Below are 23406 nucleotides of genomic sequence, written 5' to 3' on the forward strand. Positions count from 1 at the left end.
CTTGGAAATCCTAAATGTCCACAGGCCCTAGTTCGATCCATCCACCGTCCTGCCAGAGGTAAAGGTGGCAGAACTGGCGCGTCGGGCGCGGCAGGATGATCGGGTCGCGGGGAGTGTCGAAAGCTTCGATCTCACCGGCGCGGACCTGCCGGATTTCGCGGGCGGCCAGAATGTCCTCGGGCGTCCATGGAGCGAGCGCGGGCAGCATATGCGACGGGTAACCGTCGTAATGGCAGTAAATGTGGGCCCATTTCCCGGGCCCGATTTCGATGGTGATCTGTGCGCGTGTGCTCATGGTCGCGCCCTCAGATCAGTTGCAGGCTGGCCAGCATGGTGCTGGTGGCCAAAAGCTGGGTGGTTGGGACTTCGATCTTGATATGCGAGATCAAGTCGGAGGCTTCCGCAGTGATGCCCTCGTCGCGCAACGCAGCGGCGATCATGCGAGCCGCCGCGTCCAGGCCCCTCAGGTTCAGCGGGTCCGGCAGTGCGGTGTGGTCAATCCGGATGGTGGTCATGGCAGTCATGATGCGGGCCTTTCAGGGTTGCGTTTGGGTGGATTGGCGCGGGCTCAGATGAGCCCGTGCTGTTTCAGGACCGGGACGACATCGGCCAACTCGATGGTCAGGCAGTCGATCCCGATCCGGCCCGCCATCTCAAAGACCTCGGCGTTGAGGTTCACGTCGTTGAGGTGACCTTGCAGCGCGGCAGTGCTCATCGCCTGCACAAAGCGCGAGCGGTCGATAAAAATGCGCGTGGTATCGGAAGGGATGGCAATGTCCATGGTCAGTGCTCCTTGCGGTGGTTTGGGACGGTACGATGCACCCGTTTGCGTCATCCACAGAATCGCTCTTGTGCGGAGTGTAATCAACTTAAATCGTAGCAATATCATTGCTTTATCGCGCACAGGAGAGCGCCATGCAGGGCCTGAGCGAACGCCAATATGCCGCCCGCGTGGGCCTGTCGCGCGGGGCGATCCAGAAGGCCAAGGAAGCCGGTCGGCTGGTCCTGCATGCGGACGGCAGCATCGACGCAGAGGCGTCCGACCAGCGCCGTGCGGCGATGACCGACCCGGCGAAATCGCGTGCGGCACCGAAACCGGCTACGGCAGCCAAGCCCAAGCTGAAGCCAGTCCCCGAGGCAGCAGTTGCATCCGTTGGCGAAACCCTGCGCGAGGAAGGTCTGGCCGCCCCGGTCGCGGGCGGTGGCACCACCTTTCTGCAGGCCAAGACCGCGAACGAGGTGCTGAAGGCGCAGGAACGCCGCATCCGGCTGCAAAAGCTGAAAGGCGAGTTGGTGGATCGCGCGCGTGCGGAAACCCTGATGTTCCGGCTGGCGCGAGAGGAGCGCGATGCCTGGGTCACTTGGCCCGCGCGGGTCGCCGCGCTGATGGCGTCGGAACTGGCAGCAGCTTTGGGAGAGGAGATCACAGTGGAGGCGGCGCTGATGCAGAAAGTTCTGGAAGCCCATGTCCGCGTCCAACTCGACAGCCTTGCCGATATCCGCAGCGGCCTTGGGTGACGATGTTGCAGGGTTCGACGGTGCAAAGGACCTGTTGTGCGCCTGGTCGCGCGGTATCCGCCCGGATCCGGACCTGACGGTGTCAGAGTGGGCCGACCGGCATCGCTGGCTGTCGTCGCGCGCGTCAGCGGAACCGGGGCGGTACCGCACTGCGCGAACGCCCTATATGCGCGAGATCATGGATGCGCTCTCGCCCTCGAGCCCTGTGCAGCGGGTCGTGTTCATGAAGGCCGCGCAGGTGGGCGCGACAGAGGCTGGCAACTGCTTCATCGGGTTTGTGATGCACCATGCGCCGGGGCCGATGCTGGCGGTCCAGCCGACCGTAGAGCTGGCCAAGCGCAATTCGCGCCAGCGGATCGATCCGCTGATCGAGGAAAGCCCGGAACTGCGCGAACGGATCAAGCCTGCACGCTCGCGCGATGCCGGCAACACGATGCTGTCCAAGGAATTCGCGGGCGGCATTCTGATCATGACCGGGGCGAACTCGGCGGTTGGGCTGCGCTCGACCCCCGCGCGGTATCTGTTTCTCGACGAGGTTGATGCCTATCCGGCCTCGGCGGATGAGGAAGGCGATCCGGTCAGCTTGGCTGAAGCCCGGTCTCTGACCTTCGCGCATCGGCGCAAGGCGCTGTTGATCTCCACACCCACCATCCGGGGGCTGTCGCGCATCGAGCGCGAGTTTGAGGCCAGTGACCAGCGGCGATATTTCGTGCCCTGTCCGCATTGCGGGCATCAGCAATGGCTGCGGTTTGAACGCCTGCGCTGGGACAAGGGCCAGCCGGAGACGGCGGAATACCACTGCGAGGGCTGCGAGAAACCGATCGCGGAGCACCACAAGACGGCGATGCTGGCAACAGGCGAATGGCGCGCGATGGCAACATCGGCGGACCCGCACACTGTCGGATATCACCTCTCGGCGCTCTATTCGCCCATCGGCTGGCTCAGCTGGGCGCGGATTGCGCGCGCATGGGAGGCCGCACAAGGCAATGACGAGGCCATGCGGGCATTCCGGAACACCATTCTGGGCGAGACCTGGTTCGAGACCGGCGAGGCCCCGGACTGGCAGCGGCTGGCGGAACGGCGGGAAGACTGGAAGCCGGGCACAGTCCCGGCTGGTGGGCTGTTCCTGACCGCTGGGGCGGATGTGCAGAAGGATCGGATCGAGATCGATGTCTGGGCCTGGGGCCGCGGGCTGGAAAGCTGGCTTGTTGATCACATCGTGCTCGAGGGCGGCCCGGGCGATCCGAATTGCTGGCAGGCGCTGACCGATCTGCTCGGGCGCACATGGGCGCATGAGAGCGGCCAGCACCTGACCATCGCGCGGCTGGCCATCGATACGGGCTACGAGACCAGCGCGGTTTACGCTTGGGCGCGGCAGGTGGGTTTCGCGCAGATAGCCCCGGTGAAAGGACTCGAGGGTTTCAACCGCTCCAGTCCTGTAACCGGCCCGACTTATGTCGATGCCACAGTGGGCGGCAAACGCCTACGGCACGGGGCGCGGTTGTGGTCCGTGGCGACCTCGACCTTCAAGGCCGAAACCTATCGCTTCTTGCGGCAGAACCGGCCAACGGCGGAAGAGATCAACGCCGGGGCATCGTTCCCGCCGGGAACGGTGCATCTGCCGATCTGGGCTGATGGGGAGTGGCTGAAGCAGCTCACTGCGGAGCAGCTGATTACCGTGAAATCCAAGCGTGGTTTCACCAAGCTCGAATGGCAGAAGCTGCGCGAGCGCAACGAGGCGCTGGATTGCCGGGTCTATGCGCGCGCCGCTGCGTGGATTGCCGGGGCGGATCGCTGGCCAGAAGCGCGGTGGGCGGAACTGGAGCGGCAGTTGGCAGTTGAAACGGGTGCCGTTGCAACGGACATGGCCAATGCAGTGCCACCGCGCCCAACTATGCGGCGGCGGACGGTGCGGTCGAGTTACATGGGGTGATCATTACCCTGCGCCGACTGCGCAAGACGGCGTCGCAGGGTACGATCACGCTTGAGGTGCCATTCGCGGCGCATGGCCTCAATGCGGGTTGGCAATCGTTCGGCATAGATCAGGCACCAGCTTCGACCTCGTGTCGACTTGGCGCCGATGCCCGAGTTGTGCTCGGCCAAGCGGCGGTCGAGATCAAGGGTCCAGCCGACATAGGTGCGGTAGCCTTGCACGGTCTGGCTGCCAAGAACATAGACAAATCCGGTCATGACGGCTTTTTGCGACCCGTGCCGCGATGGCTCATCAAGGGTCCACGTCGCCGCGCTGCGAAATCGTTGATGATCATGTGCAGGCGGCGCTCATCAATGTCAGCGGGATCGAATGGCCCGTCGTACCATTCCAACATCCGCTCGTGCTGCTCGTGCTCCGGATCGGCTATCGCTTCGAGGAACTCCTCAAACCCGCTGATGCTGCCGACATCCTCGGGTGGCGCGCGGCGCGCACCGGCGATGAAACGTGGGTATTCGACATCGGCGTCCCCCTGCCGGACGTCGAGGACGGTGATCCGGTGACGCCAATTGTCGCCGAAGTCATAAACATAAAGGAATTCCCGAATGCCACGCTTCAGCACGGTTGCAAGACGGAGCCCGCTCGCCTTGTAGACCTTGCGCTCATAGAGAACGTCGTCAGAAGACGGCACGCCGTAAAACCTGTCCCCGATCTCGAATTCGTAAAGGTGGTAATCCCACCAGCGCATCACGACCTGAATGATGTCATGCATCATGGCCAAGGTGGTCGAGAGCGGCACGTCCAGCTCCCGCCAGACCAGCGGGTCGGTGTATTCGATTTCGATCCTGATGCGGGCGATGGGTTCGATCATGGGCGTTGGCAATATTCCTGCTGCAATCGCCGCACATTAACGGAAAATCGCGTATGCCGACAATCACCGATCTCCGCACCCGCCGCGATGCGCTTTCCGCGCAGCGATCCTCGGGTGTGGCGCGCGTCAGTTATGACGGCAAGACGGTGGACTACCGCTCTGTGCCCGAGATTGACCGGGCCATCGAGGCGCTGGACCGCGAAATCGCGGCAGGAGAAGGGCGACGCATCGTGCGGCAGGTGCGCATCACCACGACCAAGGGGCTGTGATCCATGGGGCTGTTCGACAGGTTTCGCCGCCCCGGGTCGGGCGGCCCCGCGTCCTCCGGGCTTACGCGGCTCCCCCGGAGCCACGGTCCCTCCGGACTGCGCGCGCGGCTCGAAGGCGCAATGTCCAAGCGCCGGCTGCGCGGCTGGAACCCGCCGCTGGAGAATATCAACGCGCTGATTTCTTCTGGCGGGCCACGGCTGCTGGCCCGGGCGCGCGAACTGGTCGTAACCAATGGCTATGCTGCGAATGCCTGCGAGGCCTTTGCGTCGAACCTGGTGGGCGACGGGATCAAGCCGTCCTCGCTGATCGAGGATGCGGGCTTGCGCGACCGGGTGCAAAAGCTGTGGCTCGCCTGGAAGGATGAAGCCGATGCCGACGGGTTGACCGATTTCTACGGTCTGCAGGCCATGGTCGCGCGGGAGATGTTTGTCGCCGGCGAGTGTTTTGTGCGCCTGCGGCCACGCCGTGCCGAAGACGGTTTGCTGGTGCCGCTGCAGATGCAGTTGCTGCAGGCCGAGATGCTGCCCTTCGAGAAGACCGAGACAGCGGCCAATGGCAACCGCATCCGCTGCGGCATCGAGTTTGACCTGATCGGGCGGCGCGTGGCCTATCATTTCCGCCGCAGCCATCCCGGTGACAGCACGGACAAGCGCGTGGCCATTCCCGAAACCGTGCGCGTGCCTGCCGAGGATGTGCTGCATATCTACCGACCCATCGATGCGGGGCAAATCCGGGGCCTGCCGCATGTGGCCCCGGCCATGGTGCGCCTGTTTCTGCTCGATCAGTATGATGATGCGGAACTCGACCGAAAAAAGACCGCGGCGATGTTTGCAGGCTTCATCACCAAGACCGCACCCGAAGAGCCGATGCTGGGCGAAGGGGCCGCTGATCTTGATGGCGCGGCCATTGCCAGCCTCGAGCCCGGCACGATGCAGGTGCTGTTGCCGGGCGAGGATGTGAAATTCTCCAGCCCTGCCGATGTGGGCGGAGGCTATGAAGCGTTTCAGTACCGCACGCTGCTGGCGGTGTCGGCCTCGCTCGGGCTGCCCTATCACCTGGTGACCGGCGATGTGCGGCAGGCCAACTATTCCAGCCTGCGGGCTGAACTGGTCGAATTCCGCCGCCGCGTGCAGCAGTTGCAGCACGGGGTGATCGCGCATCAGCTGTGCCGTCCGATCTGGGCGCGATGGCTGGAAACGGCGCAACTGTCGGGGCGGTTGGACCTGTCAGACCCGGCGGCCGCGCGGATGGTGCAATGGATCCCGCCGCGCTGGGACTGGGTCGATCCGCTCAAGGACATCCAGGCGCAGGTGCTTGCGATGGAAGCGGGCATCACCTCGCGGCGCAAGGTGGTCGAGGCCACGGGCTACGATGTCGAGGAAGTCGACCGCGAGAATGCAGTCGATGCGAAACGCGCGGCTGATCTGGGGCTGCACTACCGCACCCGCCCCGGTGAAACACAAGGCGCGCGGGCCACGCCTGCGCGGCGGCCTGACTCGGGCGACGACAGCGCCAATTCAAAGGAATAAGACCATGAACAGCTGGTACACGATCCGCGCCCGGGCCTCCGGGGCGGAAGTGCTGATCTATGACGAAATCGGGGCCTATGGCGTCAGCGCCAAGGGGTTTCTGGCCGAACTGGGTGCGCTGCCCGAGGGCGCACCGATTGATCTACGGCTCAACAGCCCCGGTGGTTCGGTCTTCGATGCTGTGGCGATCTACAATGCACTGTCCCGGCATGCAGGGACTGTCACGGTCTGGATCGATGGTATTGCCGCCTCGGCCGCCAGTTACATCGCCATGGCAGGCGATGAGATCATCATGCCGGAGAATGCCTTCCTGATGATCCATGACCCCTCCGGCATTGTCATGGGCACGGCGGCCGACATGCGCGACATGGCAGGTGCGCTCGACAAGATGGCCGCCAGCATGTCGCGCGGTTATGCGGCCAAATCCGGCAAGCCCGAGGGGGAGATTGCCGCCCTGATGGCAGCCGAGACCTGGTTTGATGCCAGAGACGCGCTGGATCTGGGTCTGGCCACCCGCATGGCAGAGCCCGTGCGCATTGCTGCCAGCTTCGACATTGGCCGATTTCGCAATGCGCCGCCCGAACTGGTCGAGGCCGTCGCGGAAACCGTCGTCGCCTCCAACGGTTTTGAGGGTGACCACGATCAGACGGCGGAGCAGTGCGCGACAGCGGAGGCCGAAAGTGGTGTTGAAAAGGACAACACCACTCCAGGCGACACCACCGCTCCAGCGCAGGCTGCATTGCCGCCGACTGCGCAAAGCGAGGGTGTTGCAGGTGCCAACATCCTCCCAGCCACTACGCCCCCTGACGCAAGCCCCGAAAGCAGTGTTGCGGACGCCAACACTGCGCCCGATGCCAGCGCCATCCGCGCCGAGGCCATCGCCCATGCGCGCATTGTGATCGACCTCTGCCGCCTCGCAGGTCAGCCGCAGATGGCAGGCCGGTTTCTGGAAGAGGATGCGAGCGTTGATGCCGTACGCGCGAAACTGCTCGCCGCAAAGGCTGAAGCCGACCCGCAGATCACCTCGCACCATCCGCAACCCGGGCCCGGCCCAAGTGCCCGCCCCTGGGGCGATGTGATCGCCCGCACCTTCAAACTGAAAGGGTAATTCCCCATGACCACGCTTGTGAAAGGCCAATATCCCGGTGGCTTCCTGATCTGGGAAGTCCTGCGGGATTATACCCGCGAAACTGTCACCCTTGCCTCTAGCGCAGGAAAACTCGCCCCCGGCACAGTGCTGGGCAAGGTGACTTCGGGCGGCAAATACACTGTGCTCACCCCCGGCGCCTCGAATGGCAGCCAGAACGCCGCCGGGATCCTCTGGGGTCAGGCCGATGCCACGGATGCCGACGCGCCCGCTGTGGTGCTGGTCCGCGGCCCCGCCATTGTCAACCGCCATGAGATCATCTGGCCCGAGGGCATTACCGAGGGTCAGACCAATACCGCCATCGCGGCGCTCACCGCCCTTGGCATCCTCCAGCGCTGACCCTTTAACGGAAAGGACATTCCCATGGCCACCATGGACATCTTTGAAGGCGATGCCTTCTCCATTATCGAGCTGACCCGCGCGCTCGAAAACATCCCCTTCAAACCCGCGATCCTCTCGGGTGCAGCGCTGTTCGGGTCGCGCGGCGTGCGCACACGCACCGTCATGATCGAGAGCCGGGATGGCACGCTGCAGCTTATCCCGTTCTCCGAACGTGGCTCGGCCTATGAGAGCCAGATCCCCGAGCGGCGCGAAATGCGCGCTTTTGTCGTGCGCCAGTTCAAGAAGCAGGATGTGCTCTGGGCCTCGGAAATTCAGGGCATCCGTGATTTCGGCTCGGAAACCGCCGTGCAGCAGGTCCAGACCGAGGTCGCACGCAAGCTGGGGCGGCTGCGCAATGACGCCGAGGCCACGTTTGAATTCCACCTCTTCAACGGCATTCAGGGTGTGGTGAAGGATCCCAAGGACGGGGCCACGGTGATCAACTATTACACTGAATTCAACATCACCCCGTCGGCCGAGGTGGATTTCGACCTCGACAATGCCACTCCGGCCTCGGGTGCACTGCGCAAGCGCTGCCAGGCGATGATCGAAAGCGTCGAGGACAGCCTTGGTGGGCTGGCGGCCGGTCAGGTGCAGCTGCGCGCCGAATGCGGCTCGGCCTTCTTCGCCGATCTGGTGGCCCATAAGGAGGTACGCGAGACCTATCTCAACACCGCCGCCGCCGCCGATCTGCGCGGGCGCGTGGGCGAGGAGGTCAGCTTCGGCGGCATCACCTTCCGCCGCTATCGGGGCGGGCTTGGCTTTGGCGTGCCCAGTGACAAGGCGTATTTCTATCCCGAAGGCGTCGAGGGGCTGTTCGAGATCTACTTCGCCCCCGCCGACACCTTCGAGACGGTCAACACCCTCGGCCTGCCACTCTACGCCCGCATGATCCCCGACCGCGACCGCGACGAATGGGTGCGGCTGGAAATCGAGAGCAATCCGCTGCCAATCTGCACCCGCCCGCAGGTGCTGCGCAGCGCAAGGCGGACGTGATGACGGCCTTCTCCGCCGCCATCGATGGGTTGTTTGCCGATGGCAATATTGCGCGGGACGCTGTCTACATTGCCGAGGGCGGCGCTCCCCAACTCATCCGCGTGGTCACCCGCCGCGCGGATGAGGTCACCAGCTTCGGTGAGGCGCGGCTCTGGTCTGAAACCACGCGCGTTGATCTGCGCGTGGCCGAGATCACCAACCCGCGCCCGGGCGACCGCATTGAGATTGACGGCGAGGCATTCCTTATTCAGGGCGAGCCAGTTCGGGATCGCGAGCGGCTGGTCTGGACGGTCGATCTGCGACCAGCGTGATCATCATGAAGCTGAAACTCGACATTACCCCTGACCTCGTCGCCATGATGGCAGCAGAAATCAAGGCTGGCGAACGCGCTGTCAGTACTGCCACGCGCGAGGCTGGCAACAGTCTCAAGAGCTCGTGGCGTGCGCAGATCACCGGCGCGGGGCTGGGTCAGCGGCTCGCGCGCACAATCCGCTCCGAACAGTTCCCGAAGGGCAAACCCAGCCTGAACGCAGCCTCGCTGGTCTGGTCAAAGGCCCCGACCATCATCAATGCACATGATACCGGGCCGCTCATCCGCTCGAAAAACGGGTTCTGGCTGACGATTCCGACACCAGCTGCCGGACGCGGGTTGCGCGGGGGCAAGATCACCCCGGGCGAATGGGAACGCCGCACAGGCCTGCGGCTGCGCTTCGTCTATCGGCGCAGTGGCCCCAGCCTGTTGGTCGCCGAAGGGCGGCTCAATGCACGCGGGCGGGCTGTTGCCTCGAGGTCAAAGACAGGGCGGGGCGTTGCCACGGTGCCGATCTTCCTGCTGGTGCCACAGGTCAAGTTGCCGAAGCGGCTGGATCTCGGGCGGGATGCAAAAACCGCGCAGGACGCCCTGCCTGGGCTGATCGTCGCGAACTGGGTGGAGGGAAAAGTGACTTAAGATGTGCCTTGCCAGTCAGGACCAGCTTTCTGACGCCGACGCCCTGCTCAAGCCAGCAGAAGCAAGTCTGCTTCGAAATCAGAAAATTCACGCCATTCGAGAAGCCTTACGACTTCGAAAGCTACATTCCGTTGGAGGTAATCCCCCAGCGCAGGATCCGCTGCCTTCAGCGCCTCGAAGCATTGCCTAACGGCTGGTCTGATCTGTCCTTCCTCCCAGTGCATCGACTGGTTTCGCCCCTGCCAAATCACTGTTTTAAGCTCAACGCCATGAACGATTCTGCCGTTTGGGCAAGTTTGAACCCCGCCGTGTACGAGCGAAATGCCCTGCTTGGCGAACTGTAGAACGGACCCGGCCAACGACGTGCAGGCGAACGCGCGGACGTCACGTTGCTGCTCAAGGTTGGGAAGATATGCTTCCGCGTGGTATCTTTCTTTGTCCGGCCCGAAATAGGTGTCCCAGTGGATTCCCACACCGAGCATGTAGTCATCAGGATCCTCGAACTGTTGAAATGCCTCCGCGCGGCGGTATCCCTCCAAGGTAGTGGCCGTCAGAGAGGCTATTTTTCCCTTAAGCGCTTCAACGGCGTCCCACTCAGTCCAAATGGAAGGAAAGACCGTCTCACACGCGTGACGGATCTCCGACAAATAGGACGCCATGTCCATTCGAGGCACCTCTTTATTTCTTCACATCAAGAGATATGGGCTAACGGTCTAGTGGTCACATGCCAAGACATTTGCGCAAGCTCCGTCGGAAGTTACTATGCCTGAAGCGGAAATGACTACTCATCGCGAAACCATCCTCGCCGCGCTGCACGCGCGGCTCTCCGCTCTGCCAGCAACCGCCCTGCGCGGTGACGTGCTACCAGAGCGTTTGCCTGCTGCGGGCCGTCTGATCCTGCGCGATGGCGAGCCAGGTGAGCCCGGCGTGACGTTGTCGCCGCTGCGCTACCATTACCAGCACCGCGCCGAAATCGAGGCGGTCGTGCAAGGTGAGGGTCGAAACACCAGTTTCGATGCGCTCTGCGCCAGCATTGGCGCCGTGATCTCTGCGGACCGCACGCTGGGTGGGCTCTGCGACTGGGTCGAGGCCGAAGCACCGCGTCCCGTCGATTTGCCAGTCGAGGGCGCGGCCAGCCTGAAGGCGGCGGTCATTCCGGTCATTTTGCACTATTCCACGGCCGATCCCTTGGCCTGACCCCAATCCGACAATCCGAGGAGACACACCATGGCACGTGCGCAAGGCGCGCGGGCGCAGATGGCGCTTGCGTTCGAGACGACCTATGGCACCCCGCCCGCAAGCGGCTTTACCCGCATGCCCTTTGCCAGCGCGACGCTGGGCGCGGAACAGCCGCTGCTGAACAGCGAGCTGCTGGGCTATGGCCGCGATCCGCTGCCGCCGATCAAGGATGCTGTGACCGCGGACGGCGATGTGGTGGTGCCGATTGATGCACAGGCCTTCGGCTTCTGGCTGAAGGCAGCGTTTGGCAACCCGACGACTACTGGCGCGGAAGCCCCCTACAGCCATGAGTTCCAGTCCGGGGCCTGGACCCTGCCATCAATGTCCATTGAGACCGGCATGCCCGAAGTGCCGCGTTATGCGATGTATTCCGGCTGTGTGCTGGATCAGCTGTCATGGCAGATGCAGCGCTCGGGCCTGCTGACAGCGACTGCCAGGCTGGTGGCGCAGGGTGAAACGGTCGGCACTGCCACCAGCGCAGGCACACCCGCCACCCTCAATCTGCAGCGCTTCGGCCATTTCAACGGCTCGATCAAACGCAATGGGACAGCGCTGGGCAATGTCGTCTCGGCCGAAATCACCTATGCCAACAATCTCGACCGGATCGAGACCATCCGCGCCGATGGGCGGATTGATGGCGCTGACCCGTCGATTGCCGCACTTACCGGGCGCATCGAGGTGCGCTTCGCAGACCAGACACTGGTGACGCAGGCCATCAATGGCGATCCCTGCGCGATGGAATTCGCCTATGTACTGCCCTCGGGTGAGAGTTTCACTTTCACGGTGCATGCTGTCTATCTGCCCCGCCCGCGCATCGAGATTTCCGGGCCACAAGGCGTGCAGGCCACATTCGACTGGCAGGCCGCGCGGGATGCGATCGAGGGTCGAATGTGCACGGCCACCCTTATAAATGCAGTGGAGACCTACTGATGCTCACTCTTGATCTGACCAATGCCCCGCGCTGGCATGATCTCGCCCCCGGCGTGCGGGTGCAGCTGCGCCCGCTGACCACTGCGCTGATGGTATCCACGCGTGCCGATCCGGAGGTCGAGGCCGTTCCAGAGAACGCGTCCGACGAGGAGCGCGCCATGGCTTTCGCGAAAGCCCTCGCGCGGCGGGCCGTACTCGCCTGGGAGGGGATCGGCGATGCTGATGGCAATGTCATCAATCCCAGCCCCGAGGCCATCGACGCCCTGCTCGATATCTGGCCCATCTTCGAGGCCTTCCAGCTGAGCTATGTCTCCAAGGGTCTGATGCTGGAACAGGAAAAAAACGCCTCTGCGCCCTTGCCGAGTGGGAATTCGGGGGGGGCGCACGCTACTGCCAAGCGTGCACGCAAACCTGCCCGGACTGCCCCACGCGGCTGAACCGCCCCCTCACGCAGGAAGGCTGGCAGGTCCGGGATCTGGTCAGCCGCCTTGGTGGCCAGCTGCGCATCGCCCCCGGTGCCGTGATCGGCTGGGATATGAGTGCCGCACTGGCGCTGGGTCGCGCGCTGGGCGTTCCTCCTCTGGTCCTCGCCGAACTTTTGCCCGGCATCGAGGCCGTGATGGTCTTCAAACTCAACGAACAGATGGAAGCACAGGATGGCCGAGAAGCGCGTTAGTGTCCGCCTTGCGGCTGTCGGTGGTCGGCAAGTGCGCTCCGAACTGGAAGGCGTCGGCGAGGCTGGCAAGCGCGGCTTCGGGCGGCTGAGCCAGGAGATGGAGGCGGCGAACCGTCGGCTGGCGGCCTTCTCGCGGCGGGTGAAACTCGCAGCAGCGGCTGCTGTTGCGGCTGCGACCGCTGCGGGCGTCGCCATGATCCGCTCTGGCCTGCAAACAGTGGATGCGCAAGCCAAACTGGCCGCTTCGCTCGATACCACCGTTGCCAGTATTCAGGTGCTGGAACGCGCAGGCGATCTGGCAGGCGTTTCGATGGGTCAGGTCGAACAGGCGACGATCCAGCTGACGCGGCGGCTGTCACAGGCCGCCTCTGGCACTGGGCCTGCTGTCGAGGCCCTGCGCCGGTTGCAGCTCTCGGCGGAAGACCTGCAGCGCCTGCCGCTCGATGCGCGCATCGCGACCATTCAGGAGGCGCTGGGCCAGTTTGTGCCCGAGGCGGAACGCGCGGCTGTCGCTTCGCAGCTCTTTGGCGATCGCGCCGCACTGGTCTTTGGCCGCATCGACAGTGCAACGCTGCGCCAGGCCACGCAGGATGTACGCGATTTCGGCGTCGTAGTGTCCGATCAGGATGCCGCTCAGATCGAACGCACCAATGACGCGATTTCGCGGCTGGGCCTGATCTGGCGCGGGCTTTCGAACCAGCTGGCTGTGGCCGCAGCGCCCGCACTCGAAGCTGTGGCCAATGCCATGGCGGCGGTGGCGCGCACAACCGGCCCGCTGGGCATGGCTATCCGGGGGCTGTTCGACAATCTCGGTCGTCTGGTCAGCATCGCGGGCACATTCGCCGCCTTCATGGCCGGGCGCTGGGTGGCAGGACTGGCGGCGGCGGCGCTGTCCGTGCGCGGGCTTGTCACGGCGCTGGTGGTCCTGCGCGGCGCGCTGATCCGCACGGGCATCGGTGCCCTGATCGTGGGCGCAGGCGAACTGGTGTATCAGTTCGGGCGACTGGTCTCTGGCGCAGGCGGGTTTGGGGCAGCGCTGGAACTGATGGGCAACGTCGCGCGCGCTGTCTGGGACGGCATGGCGGCCTCGATGTCAGCCTTTGGCGACCGGTTTCGCGCCATGCGCGCGGATATTGAAGCGCTCTGGCTGCGGCTCATGCGTTTTCTGGGCCAGACATGGGCGGATTTCCTGAGCCGGATCGCGCCGGGGTTTAATCAGATCGCTGATGTGATCGGCGCAGGTTTCCAGATCGACGCGCTGGGCGTGCAGGCATGGGTGTCGAGTTTCGATGCCGGCATTCTGCGCGCCGAGCGATCCGCAGAAGGGTTTCGCGCCCGGGCAGATGCGACACTTGCCAGCGCCTTTGATGGTGCGCGCGAGGCTATGGCCGCTCTTCTGGCAGCAGTGCGGGGGTCGGGCGAGGAGAGCGCAGATGCGCTGGATGCCGCTACGGCTGGGGCGCAGCGTATGTCGGAGGCGCTGGATCAGGCCGAAGCAGCAGCAGGCCGCGCGGGCGCTGCCGGGCGTCAGGCTGGATCGGACACGGCCAGTGGCGCGACAGAGGCGCTGACTGGCTGGGCCGCCGTCACAGCAGCGCTTTCTGAGTATGCAGACAAGGCGCGCGATATCGGTGCGGATATCGGTCAGGCGCTGGTGGGCGCGTTCGGGGCCGCTGAGAACGCCGTCGCCGATTTCGTGCGCAAAGGCAAACTCGACTTCCGCGATCTGGTCACCTCGATGATCGCTGATCTGGCACGGCTGGCCGCGCGGCGATTTATCCTTGGGCCACTGGCGGGGCTGCTCTCTGGCGTGCTGGGCGGGGCTGGAGGACTCTTTGCCAATATCTTCCACGCAGGCGGTGTGGTCGGTGCTCCTGCCCCGGGGCGCATGGTGCCTGCTATGGCTTTCGCAGGTGTTCCGCGGATGCATTCCGGCGGCTGGGCGGGCCTCAAACCCGACGAAGTGCCTGTCATCCTGCAACGCGGGGAACGCGTGCTCTCACGGCGGGAAGCGGCGGGCTATGGCGGGCGCGGCACGCGGGCCGATGGCGGTACGACAGTCAATGTCACCATTATGGCGCGCGACGCGGAGAGCTTCCGGCAATCGCGCACGCAAGTGGCAGCAGATATCGCCCGTGCGGTCAATCTCGGGCGACGAGGCATGTGATGGCGTTTCACGAAGTGCGCTTCCCCGACAATATCAGCCGCGGCGCGCGCGGCGGGCCGGAACGACGCACGCAGATTGTCGAACTGGCTTCTGGAGACGAGGAACGCAACGCAAGCTGGGTCAATTCGCGCCGCCGCTATGATGTGGCCTATGGCATCCGCCGCGCGGATGATCTGGCCGCTGTCGTGGCGTTTTTTGAAGCCCGCAATGGCCGGCTGCACGGGTTTCGCTTCCGGGATTGGTCGGATTACAAATCCTGCGCGCCCTCGCAGACGCCCGGACCACTCGACCAGCCCATCGGCACGGGCAATGGCAGCGTCACCAGCTTCGCGCTGCTGAAACGCTACAGTTCCGGCGCACAGGTCTGGACGCGCGCAATCACCAAACCTGTCGCAGGCACTTTGCGCCTTGCGCTGGGCGGGGTTGAACAGGCGAGCGGCTGGTCGGTCGATACTACGACTGGCGTGGTGACATTCGGGACGGCCCCGGCGGCCGGGATCGCCATCACCGCTGGCTTCGAATTCGATGTGCCCGTCAGGTTCGACAGCGACTCGCTGGACGTTACGCTTGATATCGAGCGGCTGGGCTCGATCACCTCCATTCCGCTGCTGGAGATCCGGCGATGAAACTGCTCGATTCTGCTTTGCAGGCGCATCTCGATGACGGCACGACCACGCTCGCCTGGTGCTGGCGCATCACCCGCGCCGATGGCGTGGGCTTCGGCTTCACCGATCATGACCGCGTGCTGGTGTTCGAGGGCACCGAGTTCGAGCCGGAAAGTGGCTTTGCGGCCTCGGAAATCCGCGCCGGATCGGACCTCTCGGTGGATGCGCAGGATGCGGAAGGCGTGCTGTCGTCTGACCGCATCACCGAGACGGATATTCTCGATGGCCGCTGGGATGCAGCAGAGGTCGAGTTGTGGCGGGTGAACTGGGCCGATACCAGCCAGCGCGTGCTGATGCGCCGGGGCGCTGTCGGGCAAATCCGGCGCGGGCGCATGGCGTTTGTGGCAGAAGTGCGCAGCCTCGCGCATGTGCTGGGCCAGACAGTCGGGCGGACGTTTCAGGCCAGTTGCGATGCGGCGCTGGGGGATGCGCGCTGCGGCGTGAACCTCGATGCAGCGGAGTATCGCGGAAATGGCGCGGTGATCGACCTTTTGCGCGACCGGGCTTTCACGGCCTCTGGCTTGTCGGGGTTTACCTCGGGCTGGTTTGCTTTTGGAACGGTAGAATGGGTCTCCGGTGCTAATGCCGGGCGGCGGGCCGAGATGCTGGCGCATGACCTCGTGGATGGCGTGGCAATTCTCACTCTTCTCGAAGCACCTGTACGCGCTGTCACCGAGGGCGACAGTTTCACGATCCAAGCAGGCTGCGACAAGCGGATCGAGACCTGCAGCGCCAAATTCGGCAATGTCGCGAATTTCCGGGGCTTTCCCCACATCCCCGGGCAGGACACGATCCTGCGCTACGCCTCGCGCGATGGTGGCCATGAAGGTGGTGTGCTGTGAGGGATGCGATCACAGCGAACCAGCTTGGAAGTGCCGATCCGAGCAAGGTCATCGCCGCCGCACGCCGTTGGATGGGCACACCCTATCATGATCATGCGAGCCTGCGCGGAGTCGGCTGTGACTGCCTCGGCCTCGCGCGTGGTGTCTGGCGCGAGGTTGTCGGGCCAGAGCCGTTCCCGATCCCGCCCTACAGCCGGGATTGGGGCGAGAGCGGTCCGCGCGAAGTGCTGGCGGAAGGCGCGCGCCGCATGATGTTCGAGGTGCCAGTGGCTGATGCGCCACCCGGCGCGCTGCTCCTCTTCCGGATAATGCCCCGCGCCATCGCCAAGCATGTCGGAATCCTCACCGGGCCGGACAGTTTCATCCACGCCTATGAGCGGCTCGGCGTGATCGAGCAGCCGCTGACACCCGCCTGGCGACGGCGCATCGCCTTTGCCTTCCTGTTTCCCGCCGGAGATTGACTGCAAATGGCAACATTGGTCCTTGGCGCTGTCGGCTCCAGCATCGGTCTGGGTTTTGGCGGAGCGTTTCTTGGTCTGTCCGGTGCCGCGATCGGCGGGATGATCGGGGCCACTGTCGGCTCAGCCATCGACAGCTGGCTGATTTCCTCGCTGTCACCGGCGCAGCGGATCGAGGGCGCGCGGCTCGACACGCTGCGCATTACCTCCTCGACCGAAGGGGCCGTGATCCCGCGCGTGTATGGGCGCATGCGGATCGGCGGGAACATCATCTGGGCCACGGATTTCCGCGAGGAAACCCGCACCACAACCCAGCGCGGCGGTGGCAAGGGTGGTGGTCCGAAGGTCAGAACCACCGAGTACCTGTATTATGCGTCGTTCGCAGTCGCATTATCCGAAGGGGAGATCACCGGCATTGGCCGCATCTGGGCCGATGGCAAACCGCTCGATCTCTCGGGCATCACTTTGCGCTGGTATCCCGGCGATGACGCGCAGCAGCCTGATCCTTTCATCATCGCCAGGATGGGTGCCGCACGCACGCCCGCCTATCGCGGCACGGCCTATGTCATGTTCGACGACCTGCCGCTCGGCGATTACGGCAACCGCATCCCGCAACTGACCTTTGAAGTGTTCCGCCCGCTGGCCGATCCCGATACCGCCGAGGGGCTGACCCGCGCTGTCACGCTGATCCCCTCGGCTGGCGAGTTCACCTATGCGACAGATGTCGTGCGCAAAACCGAGGGTGGGCGTGCAATCACCAACGCGTTCCTGAACACGACAATAGGCGGCACCAGCAGTGCCGAGAATGCCAATGCGGTGGCCGACACAGCTGATATGATCGTGGCGCTGGATCGCTTGCAGACCATGGTGCCTGCCGTCGAAAGCGTCAGCCTTGTGGTATCCTGGTTCGGCGATGATCTGCGCGCAGGCCAATGCACGATCCGACCAAAGGTGGAATTCAGCGACAAATCCACGCCCAATGCCAGCTGGATCGTGAATGGCGTAACGCGCCTGACAGCGCAGCTGGTCAGCCGAGATGATCAGGATCGTCCTGTCTATGGCGGCACACCGGCGGATTTCGCGGTGGCGCAGGCAATCCGGGAGCTGAAAGCGCGCGGGATGCGTGTGACCTTCTATCCCTTCCTGATGATGGATGTGCCACCAGGGAACACGCTGCCGGACCCCTATAGCGACAATGCGAGCGAGATCGGCCAGCCCAAGTTTCCATGGCGTGGGCGGATCACCTGTTCGCCAGCGGCAGGTTTTGCCGGGACCGTTGATAAGACCGCCACAGCCGCCGCGCAGGTCGCGAGTTTCTTCGGCAGCGCAACACCGGCCAGTTTCACCCTCCTCGGCGAGAGTGTGAACTGGACTGGCCCCGCAGGTGACTGGGGCCTGCGCCGGATGATCCTGCATTATGCGCATCTCTGCGCCGTCGCAGGCGGCGTCGATGCCTTTCTGATCGGCACAGAAATGCGCGGCTTGACGCAAATCCGCTCGGGTGCATCCACCTATCCGGCCGTGCAGACGTTTCGCGATCTGGCCGCGGATGTGCGCTCCATTCTCGGGTCGGGCACAAAGATCAGCTACGCAGCCGACTGGTCGGAGTATTTCGGGCATCAACCGGGTGATGATGAGGCGGGGAGCGCCACGGGTTCGAGCGACCCGCCGAATGGTGATGTGTTTTTCCACCTCGACCCGCTCTGGGCCGATCCAAACATCGATTTCATCGGCATCGACAACTACATGCCGCTCTCGGACTGGCGCGACGGGTTTGACCATGCCGATGCGCAGGCGGGCTGGCCCGCAATCCATGAGCGCGCCTATCTGCAGTCCAACATTGCAGGCGGCGAAGGGTTCGACTGGTTCTATATCAGCGCGAGTGATCGCGCCGCGCAGCTGCGCACGCCCATCGAGGACGGCTCTGCGGCCAAGCCATGCGTGTTTCGCTACAAGGATCTGCGCAGCTGGTGGTCCGAGCTGCATTACAACCGTCCCGCTGGCGTGGAAACTGCGACCCCCACAGCGTGGGCGCCGCAGTCAAAGCCGATCTGGTTCACGGAACTCGGCTGTCCGGCTGTCGATCGCGGCACGAACCAGCCCAATGTGTTCTTTGATCCGAAATCCTCCGAAAGCTTCGTGCCCTACTTCTCGCGCGGCTGGCGGGATGATGCGATCCAGCGCGCCTATCTCGAGGCGAGTTACCTCTGGTGGGGCGAGCCAGACAACAATCCGGTGTCGTCGGTTTATGGCGACCGGATGGTCCATGTGCCCGAATGCGCCGCCTGGACATGGGACGCGCGGCCCTATCCGTTCTTTCCGGCGCTCGAGGGGGTGTGGACGGATGGCCCCAACTGGCGGCTGGGGCACTGGCTGACAAGACGGCTGGGGGCAGTCTCGCTCGCGGCGCTGGTTCGCCATCTCTGCCTGCGCGCCGGGCTGCCCGAGGAGCGCATCGATGTCTCTGGCCTCTGGGGCGCGGTCGAGGGCTATGTCATTGCAGCGCTGGAATCCCCGCGCAGTTCCATCGCCACGCTGGCACGGCATTTCGGCTTTGATGCGGTCGAGACTGGGGGTGTCATCCGTTTCGTCATGCGCGGGCGCGCTGCTGCCACAGTGATCAGCGCTGAGTATATGGTGGCGGCAGGGACTGGCGCAGGCGGCGATGACGGGTCTGGTGCCGAAGTGCTGGAACTCACCCGTGCGCAGGAAACCGAGCTGCCACAGGCGCTTAAATGGCAGGTCGCGCGCGCGGATGAGGATTATGACGCCGCACAGGTCGAGGCGCAGCGGATTACAGTCGACACCTCCCGCATCGCGCTTGAGAGTTTTCCCATGGCCGTGCCGCCTGAAGAAGCCGAGCGCCGGTGTCGTCGGGCCCTGATGGAAGCATGGTCAGGCCGCGAAACGGCCGTGTTTCGCCTGCCACCCTCGCGCCTGGCCCTCGATCCCTGCGATGTGATCGCGCTCGCGCATGACGGGCGGCAGATCGATATGCGGCTGGTCTCGGTGGCGGATTCCACGTTTCGCAGCTTCGAGGCGCTGCGCCAGGACCGCGCGAATTATGATCTGCCACCCGGCAATCCCCGGCCTGCGACGCTGGCCACGCCCATGGTGTTTGGCACAGCCGATGTGCTGTTTCTCGACCTGCCCCAGCTGCGCGAGGAGATTGCCCCGCATCGCCCGCTGCTCGCTGCCCATGCCCGACCATGGCCGGGAGAGATGGCGGTCTATCGCAGCCCCGCAAATGACGGATTCGAGCTGCTGACCACATTCAGCCGCCGCGCACGCATGGGCGTACTGGCCGCGGACTTTTACGCGGGCCCCACCTCCCGCTTCGATCTGGGCAATGACCTGATTGTTGATCTCTTCTCGGGCACGCTGGAAAGCGTCACGGACATCGCGCTTTTGGGCGGGGCCAATGCGCTTGCAGTGGAAACCGGCGCGGGGCAATGGGAGATTGTGCAGGCCGGGTCTGCCGAGCTGATCGCCCCGGGGCGCTATCGCCTGACGCGTCTCTTGCGCGGTCAGCGCGGCACGGAAGCTGCGATGGGCAATCCGACACCCGAGGGCGCGCGCGTGGCCATCCTTGATGACAGCCTGACCTCACTGCCGATTTCCGAGGCCGATCTGGGCCTGCCGTGGAACTGGCGCATCGGGCCTGCCGCGCGCCCGCCCAGTGATGACAGCTACCTCGCGGCCAGTTTCACGCCCGAGGGCGTTGGGCTGCGGCCTTTCTCTGTCGCGCATATCGAGCAGCCATGGCGCAGGTCGCGGATCCTCGGTGATCTGACCATCCGCTGGACACGCCGCTCGCGCGCGCTGGCGGCTGATAATTGGGGCATGGGCGAAGTCGCAGTGTCTGAGGAGTTTGAGGCATACGAAGTCGATATCCTCGACGGCGCGACAGTGAAACGCACCCTCAGCGCCAGTACCACCAGCGCAGTCTATTCCGGGGCAGATCAGATCGCCGATTGGCGCGCGCTGCTCGGGCCCGGCGACACGCTCACGATCCGCATCGCGCAACTCTCCACCCTGATCGGGCGCGGGGCAGCGCGGACGGTCACCCTCTTCTTCTGACCTCGTTTAGGGCGGCTGTCTTCCGAACCCTTCGAAATTCAATACTTGGAAATCACTATGTCCGACACCACGACCCATCTGGGCCTGCCATATCTCATGGCCGCGCAGGCGCAGAAGCATGTCACCCATAACGAGGCGCTGCGGCTGCTCGACGGTCTGGTGCAGCTTTCCGTTCTGGACCGCGATCTGACAGCGCCCCCGCCCAGCCCCAGCGAGGGGGACCGCTATATCGTCGCCTCTGGTGCGACCGGCGACTGGGCGGGATGGGATCTGAATGTTGCGCTCTGGACCGACGGGGCCTGGCTGCGCCTGCCGCCGCGTATGGGCTGGCGCGCATGGGTCGAGGACGAGGCTGTGCTGTTGGTCTACAATGGTGCTGGCTGGGTCGGAACCACGCCCAGCGCGCTGCAGGAGCTGACCCGGATCGGGCTTGGCGCAACTGCGGACAGTTCCAACCCCTTCCTCGCACAGATCAACGCGGCTCTCTGGACCGCGCTGACCACAGGCGCGGGCGGCAGCGGCAGCCTGATCCAGAGCCTGAACAAGGAGGCCAGCGCCAACGATCTGGGCTTCCTGTTCCAGACCGGCTTCTCGACCCGCGCGCTCTTGGGGCTGTTCGGCACCGACCAGTTCCGCCTCGCGGTCTCGCCCGATGGCAGCACCTTCCATGACGCGCTGCGCGCAGACACGGGCACGGGCATTCTCGATCAGCCTCGCCTGCCGCGCTTCAAGGGCTACACCAATTACGACAACTATGTGGGCGTGGGCAGCTGGACGAAGATCGGCATCAACAACACTGAGTATAATGATCAAGGGGCGTTTGACGCTGGTGCCAACCAGTTTGTGGCCCCTGTGGACGGCACTTATCTTTTTGGCGCGACGCTGATGTTCAAGGTCAATGCCAGTACCTCCGCGCGCATGAGCGGGCGGCTGGTGATCAATGGCAGTGACGTGCTGCGCGGCAGCTATGGGGAGAGTTCCGCCACGCATCGCTCTCTGGCGACCGCGCTCTGGCTGCAGAGCATAGCCATGCTGGAGGCGGGCGACACAGTCGAGTTGCAGGGCTTCTTTCGCGCGCATGACGGGTTCTTTGCCGCCGAGCAGACCAGCTTCTGGGGAGCAAAAATCGGATGAGCCAGCGTGAGACTATGACCGACCAGATCCTGCAGGCATTTCGCGATCACGGCATCGCTGCCGCCATCGGTGTGTGGTTCACTTTCATCGCAGGGCTGGCCACGGCTGTGACGCGTAAAGCGTTTACCAATGAAGCGCTGCTGCACAAGCTTGAGCAGGAGCTGGCAGAAGAACGCGCCCGCATCGAGAAGCGACGCGACGAAGACCGGCGTGTTGATCACGACCGCCTCGCGCGCATCGAGCGCGATATTCACGACATGCGCAACCTGATCTTCGCGGCCTTCCAGCGCAAGAACGGGGACTGAAAGCACCGCCCAGCGCGCGCATTGCACACCAGCGCGAAAGAGTGCGCTGTTACCCTGACGACCCCGCAATTCCCACACATCAACGCCGATGCCCGCTCGGGCTGCGGCCAATTCCGCATGCCCATTACCCATAGGAGAGACCCCATGTCTGACCCCATCCGTACATTTCGTCATTTCCGCGACGTGCCCGAGCGCCTCTGGCGCTGGAAGAACTTCTCGCCTGCTGAAATCGCCTGCCGCGGCACTGGTCAGATTAAGCTGCACCCGGAAGCCCTCGACAAGCTGCAAGCCCTCCGCGACCGGCTGGGCAAACCACTGATCGTACGCTCGGCCTATCGCTCGCCCCAGCACAATCGCAATGTCGGTGGTGCACCGCGCTCAAAGCACATGGACGGCACAGCCTTTGATATCGCCATGTCGGACCATGATCCGGTGGCGTTCGCCGAGGCCGCCCGCGCGGTCGGTTTCCTCGGCTTCGGCACCTATCCCCGCTCAGGCTTCATGCATATCGATCTCGGCCCCGCGCGCAGCTGGGGGGAGCCGTTCCCAGTGCGGGCTGCGGGCTTCGCGCCCGAGACACGCCCAGCGCGCGAAGCCATTGCGCAGAGCCGGACCCTGAAAGGGACCGGGGCGGCCGGGGTGGCCACCGTTGGCGCAGCGGGTGTCGAGGTCGCACAAGAGGTGCTGGCCGAAGCGCAGGGCGCTGTTCTACCGCTGCTGCCCTATCTGGACACCTTGCGCTGGCTGTTCATTGCGCTGGCGCTGGGCGGGATCGCGGTCGCTGTCTGGGCGCGGGTTGATGACTGGAAGAAGGGACTGCGCTGATGTGGGGGAGCCTCGTGGTCGGGATCATCGCCCGACCTTGGGCGCGGCGGGCGGCGGGTCTGGCGCTCGCCGCGCTCACCATCACCCTGTTCATCCTCAACCTCCGCCGATCAGGAGAGCGCGCAGGCCGTGCGGCCGAGCGGCTGGACACATTGGAGCGATCCCATGCAATTCAACGCCAAATGCTGGACGCGGCCGCGCGCCGTCCTCGCAGTCGCGATGATCTTCTTGACCGGCTGCGAGGGGGGCAGTTTTGACACAGCCCCCAGCGCCTGCCCGCCGGTGGTGGAATATACTCCCGCGGAGCAAGCGCGCGTGGCGGCGGAACTGGCGGTACTGCCGGAAGGCGCGGTGATCCCCGAGTGGCTGTCGGATTATGCTGTGCTGAGGAAGCAAGCGCAAGCTTGCAGGTGAAGCGCCACGGCCAACTCGCTCAGGGCAATGCTGGCAAAGCAGTTTCCAAGCCAAAGAGTTCCCTGCTAGGCTGCAAGAAT

Annotated in this window: 28 protein-coding genes; 22 read left to right on the forward strand and 6 right to left on the reverse strand. The window is 64.4% G+C overall.

Features of this window, described 5'->3' with window-relative positions:
• Window positions 1-10: 10 nt before the first annotated feature.
• Genes ACTZWY_RS17600 through ACTZWY_RS17610 form a run of 3 tightly spaced genes read right to left on the reverse strand, consistent with a single transcriptional unit; the run spans window position 11 to window position 781 of the window.
• Window positions 11-295: a hypothetical protein gene (locus ACTZWY_RS17600; protein ID WP_444792018.1), complete on the reverse strand. Its 285-nt coding sequence runs from the start codon at window positions 293-295 to the stop codon at window positions 11-13.
• 10 nt (window positions 296-305) lie between these two features.
• Window positions 306-524: a hypothetical protein gene (locus ACTZWY_RS17605; protein ID WP_444792019.1), complete on the reverse strand. Its 219-nt coding sequence runs from the start codon at window positions 522-524 to the stop codon at window positions 306-308.
• A gap of 44 nt (window positions 525-568) precedes the next feature.
• A complete protein-coding gene (locus ACTZWY_RS17610) occupies window positions 569-781 on the reverse strand; it encodes a hypothetical protein (RefSeq protein ID WP_444792020.1) in 213 nt (70 codons plus the stop codon).
• 134 nt (window positions 782-915) lie between these two features.
• On the opposite strand from ACTZWY_RS17610, the gene ACTZWY_RS17615 reads away from it, so the two are divergent.
• Window positions 916-1518, forward strand: a complete 603-nt coding sequence (locus tag ACTZWY_RS17615; protein ID WP_444792021.1) for a hypothetical protein — start codon at window positions 916-918, stop codon at window positions 1516-1518.
• Window positions 1466-3451 carry a phage terminase large subunit family protein gene (locus ACTZWY_RS17620; RefSeq protein ID WP_444792022.1) on the forward strand — a complete coding sequence of 662 codons (1986 nt, stop codon included), beginning with the start codon at window positions 1466-1468 and terminating at the stop codon, window positions 3449-3451. Before ACTZWY_RS17615 ends, ACTZWY_RS17620 begins: the two co-directional genes overlap by 53 nt.
• Here ACTZWY_RS17620 and ACTZWY_RS17625 read toward each other — a convergent pair.
• Together ACTZWY_RS17625 and ACTZWY_RS17630 are read right to left on the reverse strand one after the other, a co-directional pair.
• A complete protein-coding gene (locus tag ACTZWY_RS17625) occupies window positions 3439-3708 on the reverse strand; it encodes a GIY-YIG nuclease family protein (RefSeq protein ID WP_444792023.1) in 270 nt (89 codons plus the stop codon). The genes ACTZWY_RS17620 and ACTZWY_RS17625 overlap by 13 nt on opposite strands.
• Window positions 3705-4319, reverse strand: a complete 615-nt coding sequence (locus tag ACTZWY_RS17630; RefSeq protein WP_444792024.1) for a plasmid pRiA4b ORF-3 family protein — start codon at window positions 4317-4319, stop codon at window positions 3705-3707. The genes ACTZWY_RS17625 and ACTZWY_RS17630 overlap by 4 nt, the downstream gene beginning before the upstream one ends.
• Window positions 4320-4372: 53 nt before the next feature.
• Between ACTZWY_RS17630 and ACTZWY_RS17635 the strand changes: the two genes are divergently transcribed.
• From ACTZWY_RS17635 to ACTZWY_RS17665, 7 genes are all read left to right on the forward strand, one after another.
• Window positions 4373-4588, forward strand: a complete 216-nt coding sequence (locus ACTZWY_RS17635; RefSeq protein ID WP_444792025.1) for a phage head-tail joining protein — start codon at window positions 4373-4375, stop codon at window positions 4586-4588.
• Window positions 4589-4708: 120 nt separating this feature from the next.
• The gene (locus ACTZWY_RS17640; protein WP_444792026.1) at window positions 4709-6118 is read left to right on the forward strand and encodes a phage portal protein; all 1410 of its coding nucleotides are present in this window, start codon (window positions 4709-4711) and stop codon (window positions 6116-6118) included.
• 4 nt (window positions 6119-6122) lie between these two features.
• Window positions 6123-7226: a head maturation protease, ClpP-related gene (locus ACTZWY_RS17645; RefSeq protein ID WP_444792027.1), complete on the forward strand. Its 1104-nt coding sequence runs from the start codon at window positions 6123-6125 to the stop codon at window positions 7224-7226.
• Between the two features lie 6 nt (window positions 7227-7232).
• Entirely contained in the window at window positions 7233-7604 is a 372-nt protein-coding gene (locus ACTZWY_RS17650; protein WP_444792028.1) for a head decoration protein, read from the forward strand.
• Window positions 7605-7628: 24 nt separating this feature from the next.
• Window positions 7629-8642 carry a major capsid protein gene (locus ACTZWY_RS17655; RefSeq protein ID WP_444792029.1) on the forward strand — a complete coding sequence of 338 codons (1014 nt, stop codon included), beginning with the start codon at window positions 7629-7631 and terminating at the stop codon, window positions 8640-8642.
• Window positions 8642-8953 carry a head-tail joining protein gene (locus ACTZWY_RS17660; protein ID WP_444792030.1) on the forward strand — a complete coding sequence of 104 codons (312 nt, stop codon included), beginning with the start codon at window positions 8642-8644 and terminating at the stop codon, window positions 8951-8953. The genes ACTZWY_RS17655 and ACTZWY_RS17660 overlap by 1 nt, the downstream gene beginning before the upstream one ends.
• Window positions 8954-8958: 5 nt before the next feature.
• The gene (locus tag ACTZWY_RS17665) at window positions 8959-9591 is read left to right on the forward strand and encodes a DUF6441 family protein (RefSeq protein ID WP_444792031.1); all 633 of its coding nucleotides are present in this window, start codon (window positions 8959-8961) and stop codon (window positions 9589-9591) included.
• Window positions 9592-9638: 47 nt separating this feature from the next.
• On the opposite strand, the gene ACTZWY_RS17670 is transcribed toward ACTZWY_RS17665, so the two are convergent.
• Complete coding sequence (locus tag ACTZWY_RS17670) at window positions 9639-10256, reverse strand: hypothetical protein (protein WP_444792032.1); 618 nt, start codon at window positions 10254-10256, stop codon at window positions 9639-9641.
• A 112-nt stretch (window positions 10257-10368) separates the two neighbouring features.
• On the opposite strand from ACTZWY_RS17670, the gene ACTZWY_RS17675 reads away from it, so the two are divergent.
• The 13 genes from ACTZWY_RS17675 (at window position 10369) to ACTZWY_RS17735 (ending at window position 23326) form a co-directional block, all read left to right on the forward strand.
• Window positions 10369-10788, forward strand: a complete 420-nt coding sequence (locus ACTZWY_RS17675; RefSeq protein ID WP_444792045.1) for an acyl-CoA transferase — start codon at window positions 10369-10371, stop codon at window positions 10786-10788.
• 30 nt (window positions 10789-10818) lie between these two features.
• Window positions 10819-11760 (forward strand): phage tail tube protein, encoded by a 942-nt coding sequence (locus ACTZWY_RS17680; protein ID WP_444792033.1) that lies wholly within the window; start codon window positions 10819-10821, stop codon window positions 11758-11760.
• Window positions 11760-12197: a hypothetical protein gene (locus ACTZWY_RS17685; RefSeq protein WP_444792034.1), complete on the forward strand. Its 438-nt coding sequence runs from the start codon at window positions 11760-11762 to the stop codon at window positions 12195-12197. Before ACTZWY_RS17680 ends, ACTZWY_RS17685 begins: the two co-directional genes overlap by 1 nt.
• A gap of 98 nt (window positions 12198-12295) precedes the next feature.
• A complete protein-coding gene (locus ACTZWY_RS17690; RefSeq protein WP_444792035.1) occupies window positions 12296-12436 on the forward strand; it encodes a DUF7697 family protein in 141 nt (46 codons plus the stop codon).
• Window positions 12417-14603 (forward strand): phage tail tape measure C-terminal domain-containing protein, encoded by a 2187-nt coding sequence (locus tag ACTZWY_RS17695; RefSeq protein ID WP_444792036.1) that lies wholly within the window; start codon window positions 12417-12419, stop codon window positions 14601-14603. The genes ACTZWY_RS17690 and ACTZWY_RS17695 overlap by 20 nt, the downstream gene beginning before the upstream one ends.
• Window positions 14603-15229, forward strand: a complete 627-nt coding sequence (locus tag ACTZWY_RS17700) for a phage distal tail protein, Rcc01695 family (RefSeq protein WP_444792037.1) — start codon at window positions 14603-14605, stop codon at window positions 15227-15229. Before ACTZWY_RS17695 ends, ACTZWY_RS17700 begins: the two co-directional genes overlap by 1 nt.
• Window positions 15226-16110, forward strand: a complete 885-nt coding sequence (locus ACTZWY_RS17705; protein WP_444792038.1) for a DUF2163 domain-containing protein — start codon at window positions 15226-15228, stop codon at window positions 16108-16110. Before ACTZWY_RS17700 ends, ACTZWY_RS17705 begins: the two co-directional genes overlap by 4 nt.
• Window positions 16107-16571, forward strand: a complete 465-nt coding sequence (locus ACTZWY_RS17710; protein ID WP_444792039.1) for an NlpC/P60 family protein — start codon at window positions 16107-16109, stop codon at window positions 16569-16571. The genes ACTZWY_RS17705 and ACTZWY_RS17710 overlap by 4 nt, the downstream gene beginning before the upstream one ends.
• A gap of 6 nt (window positions 16572-16577) precedes the next feature.
• Window positions 16578-20648 (forward strand): baseplate multidomain protein megatron, encoded by a 4071-nt coding sequence (locus ACTZWY_RS17715; protein ID WP_444792040.1) that lies wholly within the window; start codon window positions 16578-16580, stop codon window positions 20646-20648.
• A gap of 57 nt (window positions 20649-20705) precedes the next feature.
• On the forward strand, window positions 20706-21782 hold the full coding sequence (locus tag ACTZWY_RS17720; RefSeq protein ID WP_444792041.1) for a DUF2793 domain-containing protein: 1077 nt from the start codon (window positions 20706-20708) through the stop codon (window positions 21780-21782).
• Window positions 21783-21796: 14 nt separating this feature from the next.
• Complete coding sequence (locus ACTZWY_RS17725) at window positions 21797-22087, forward strand: hypothetical protein (protein ID WP_444792042.1); 291 nt, start codon at window positions 21797-21799, stop codon at window positions 22085-22087.
• Window positions 22088-22231: 144 nt separating this feature from the next.
• Window positions 22232-22912: a YcbK family protein gene (locus tag ACTZWY_RS17730; protein ID WP_444792043.1), complete on the forward strand. Its 681-nt coding sequence runs from the start codon at window positions 22232-22234 to the stop codon at window positions 22910-22912.
• A 165-nt stretch (window positions 22913-23077) separates the two neighbouring features.
• Window positions 23078-23326 carry a hypothetical protein gene (locus tag ACTZWY_RS17735; protein WP_444792044.1) on the forward strand — a complete coding sequence of 83 codons (249 nt, stop codon included), beginning with the start codon at window positions 23078-23080 and terminating at the stop codon, window positions 23324-23326.
• Window positions 23327-23406: the final 80 nt, after the last annotated feature.

Source organism: Roseinatronobacter sp. NSM (assembly GCF_052379845.1).
Taxonomy (GTDB): Bacteria; Pseudomonadota; Alphaproteobacteria; order Rhodobacterales; family Rhodobacteraceae; genus Roseinatronobacter.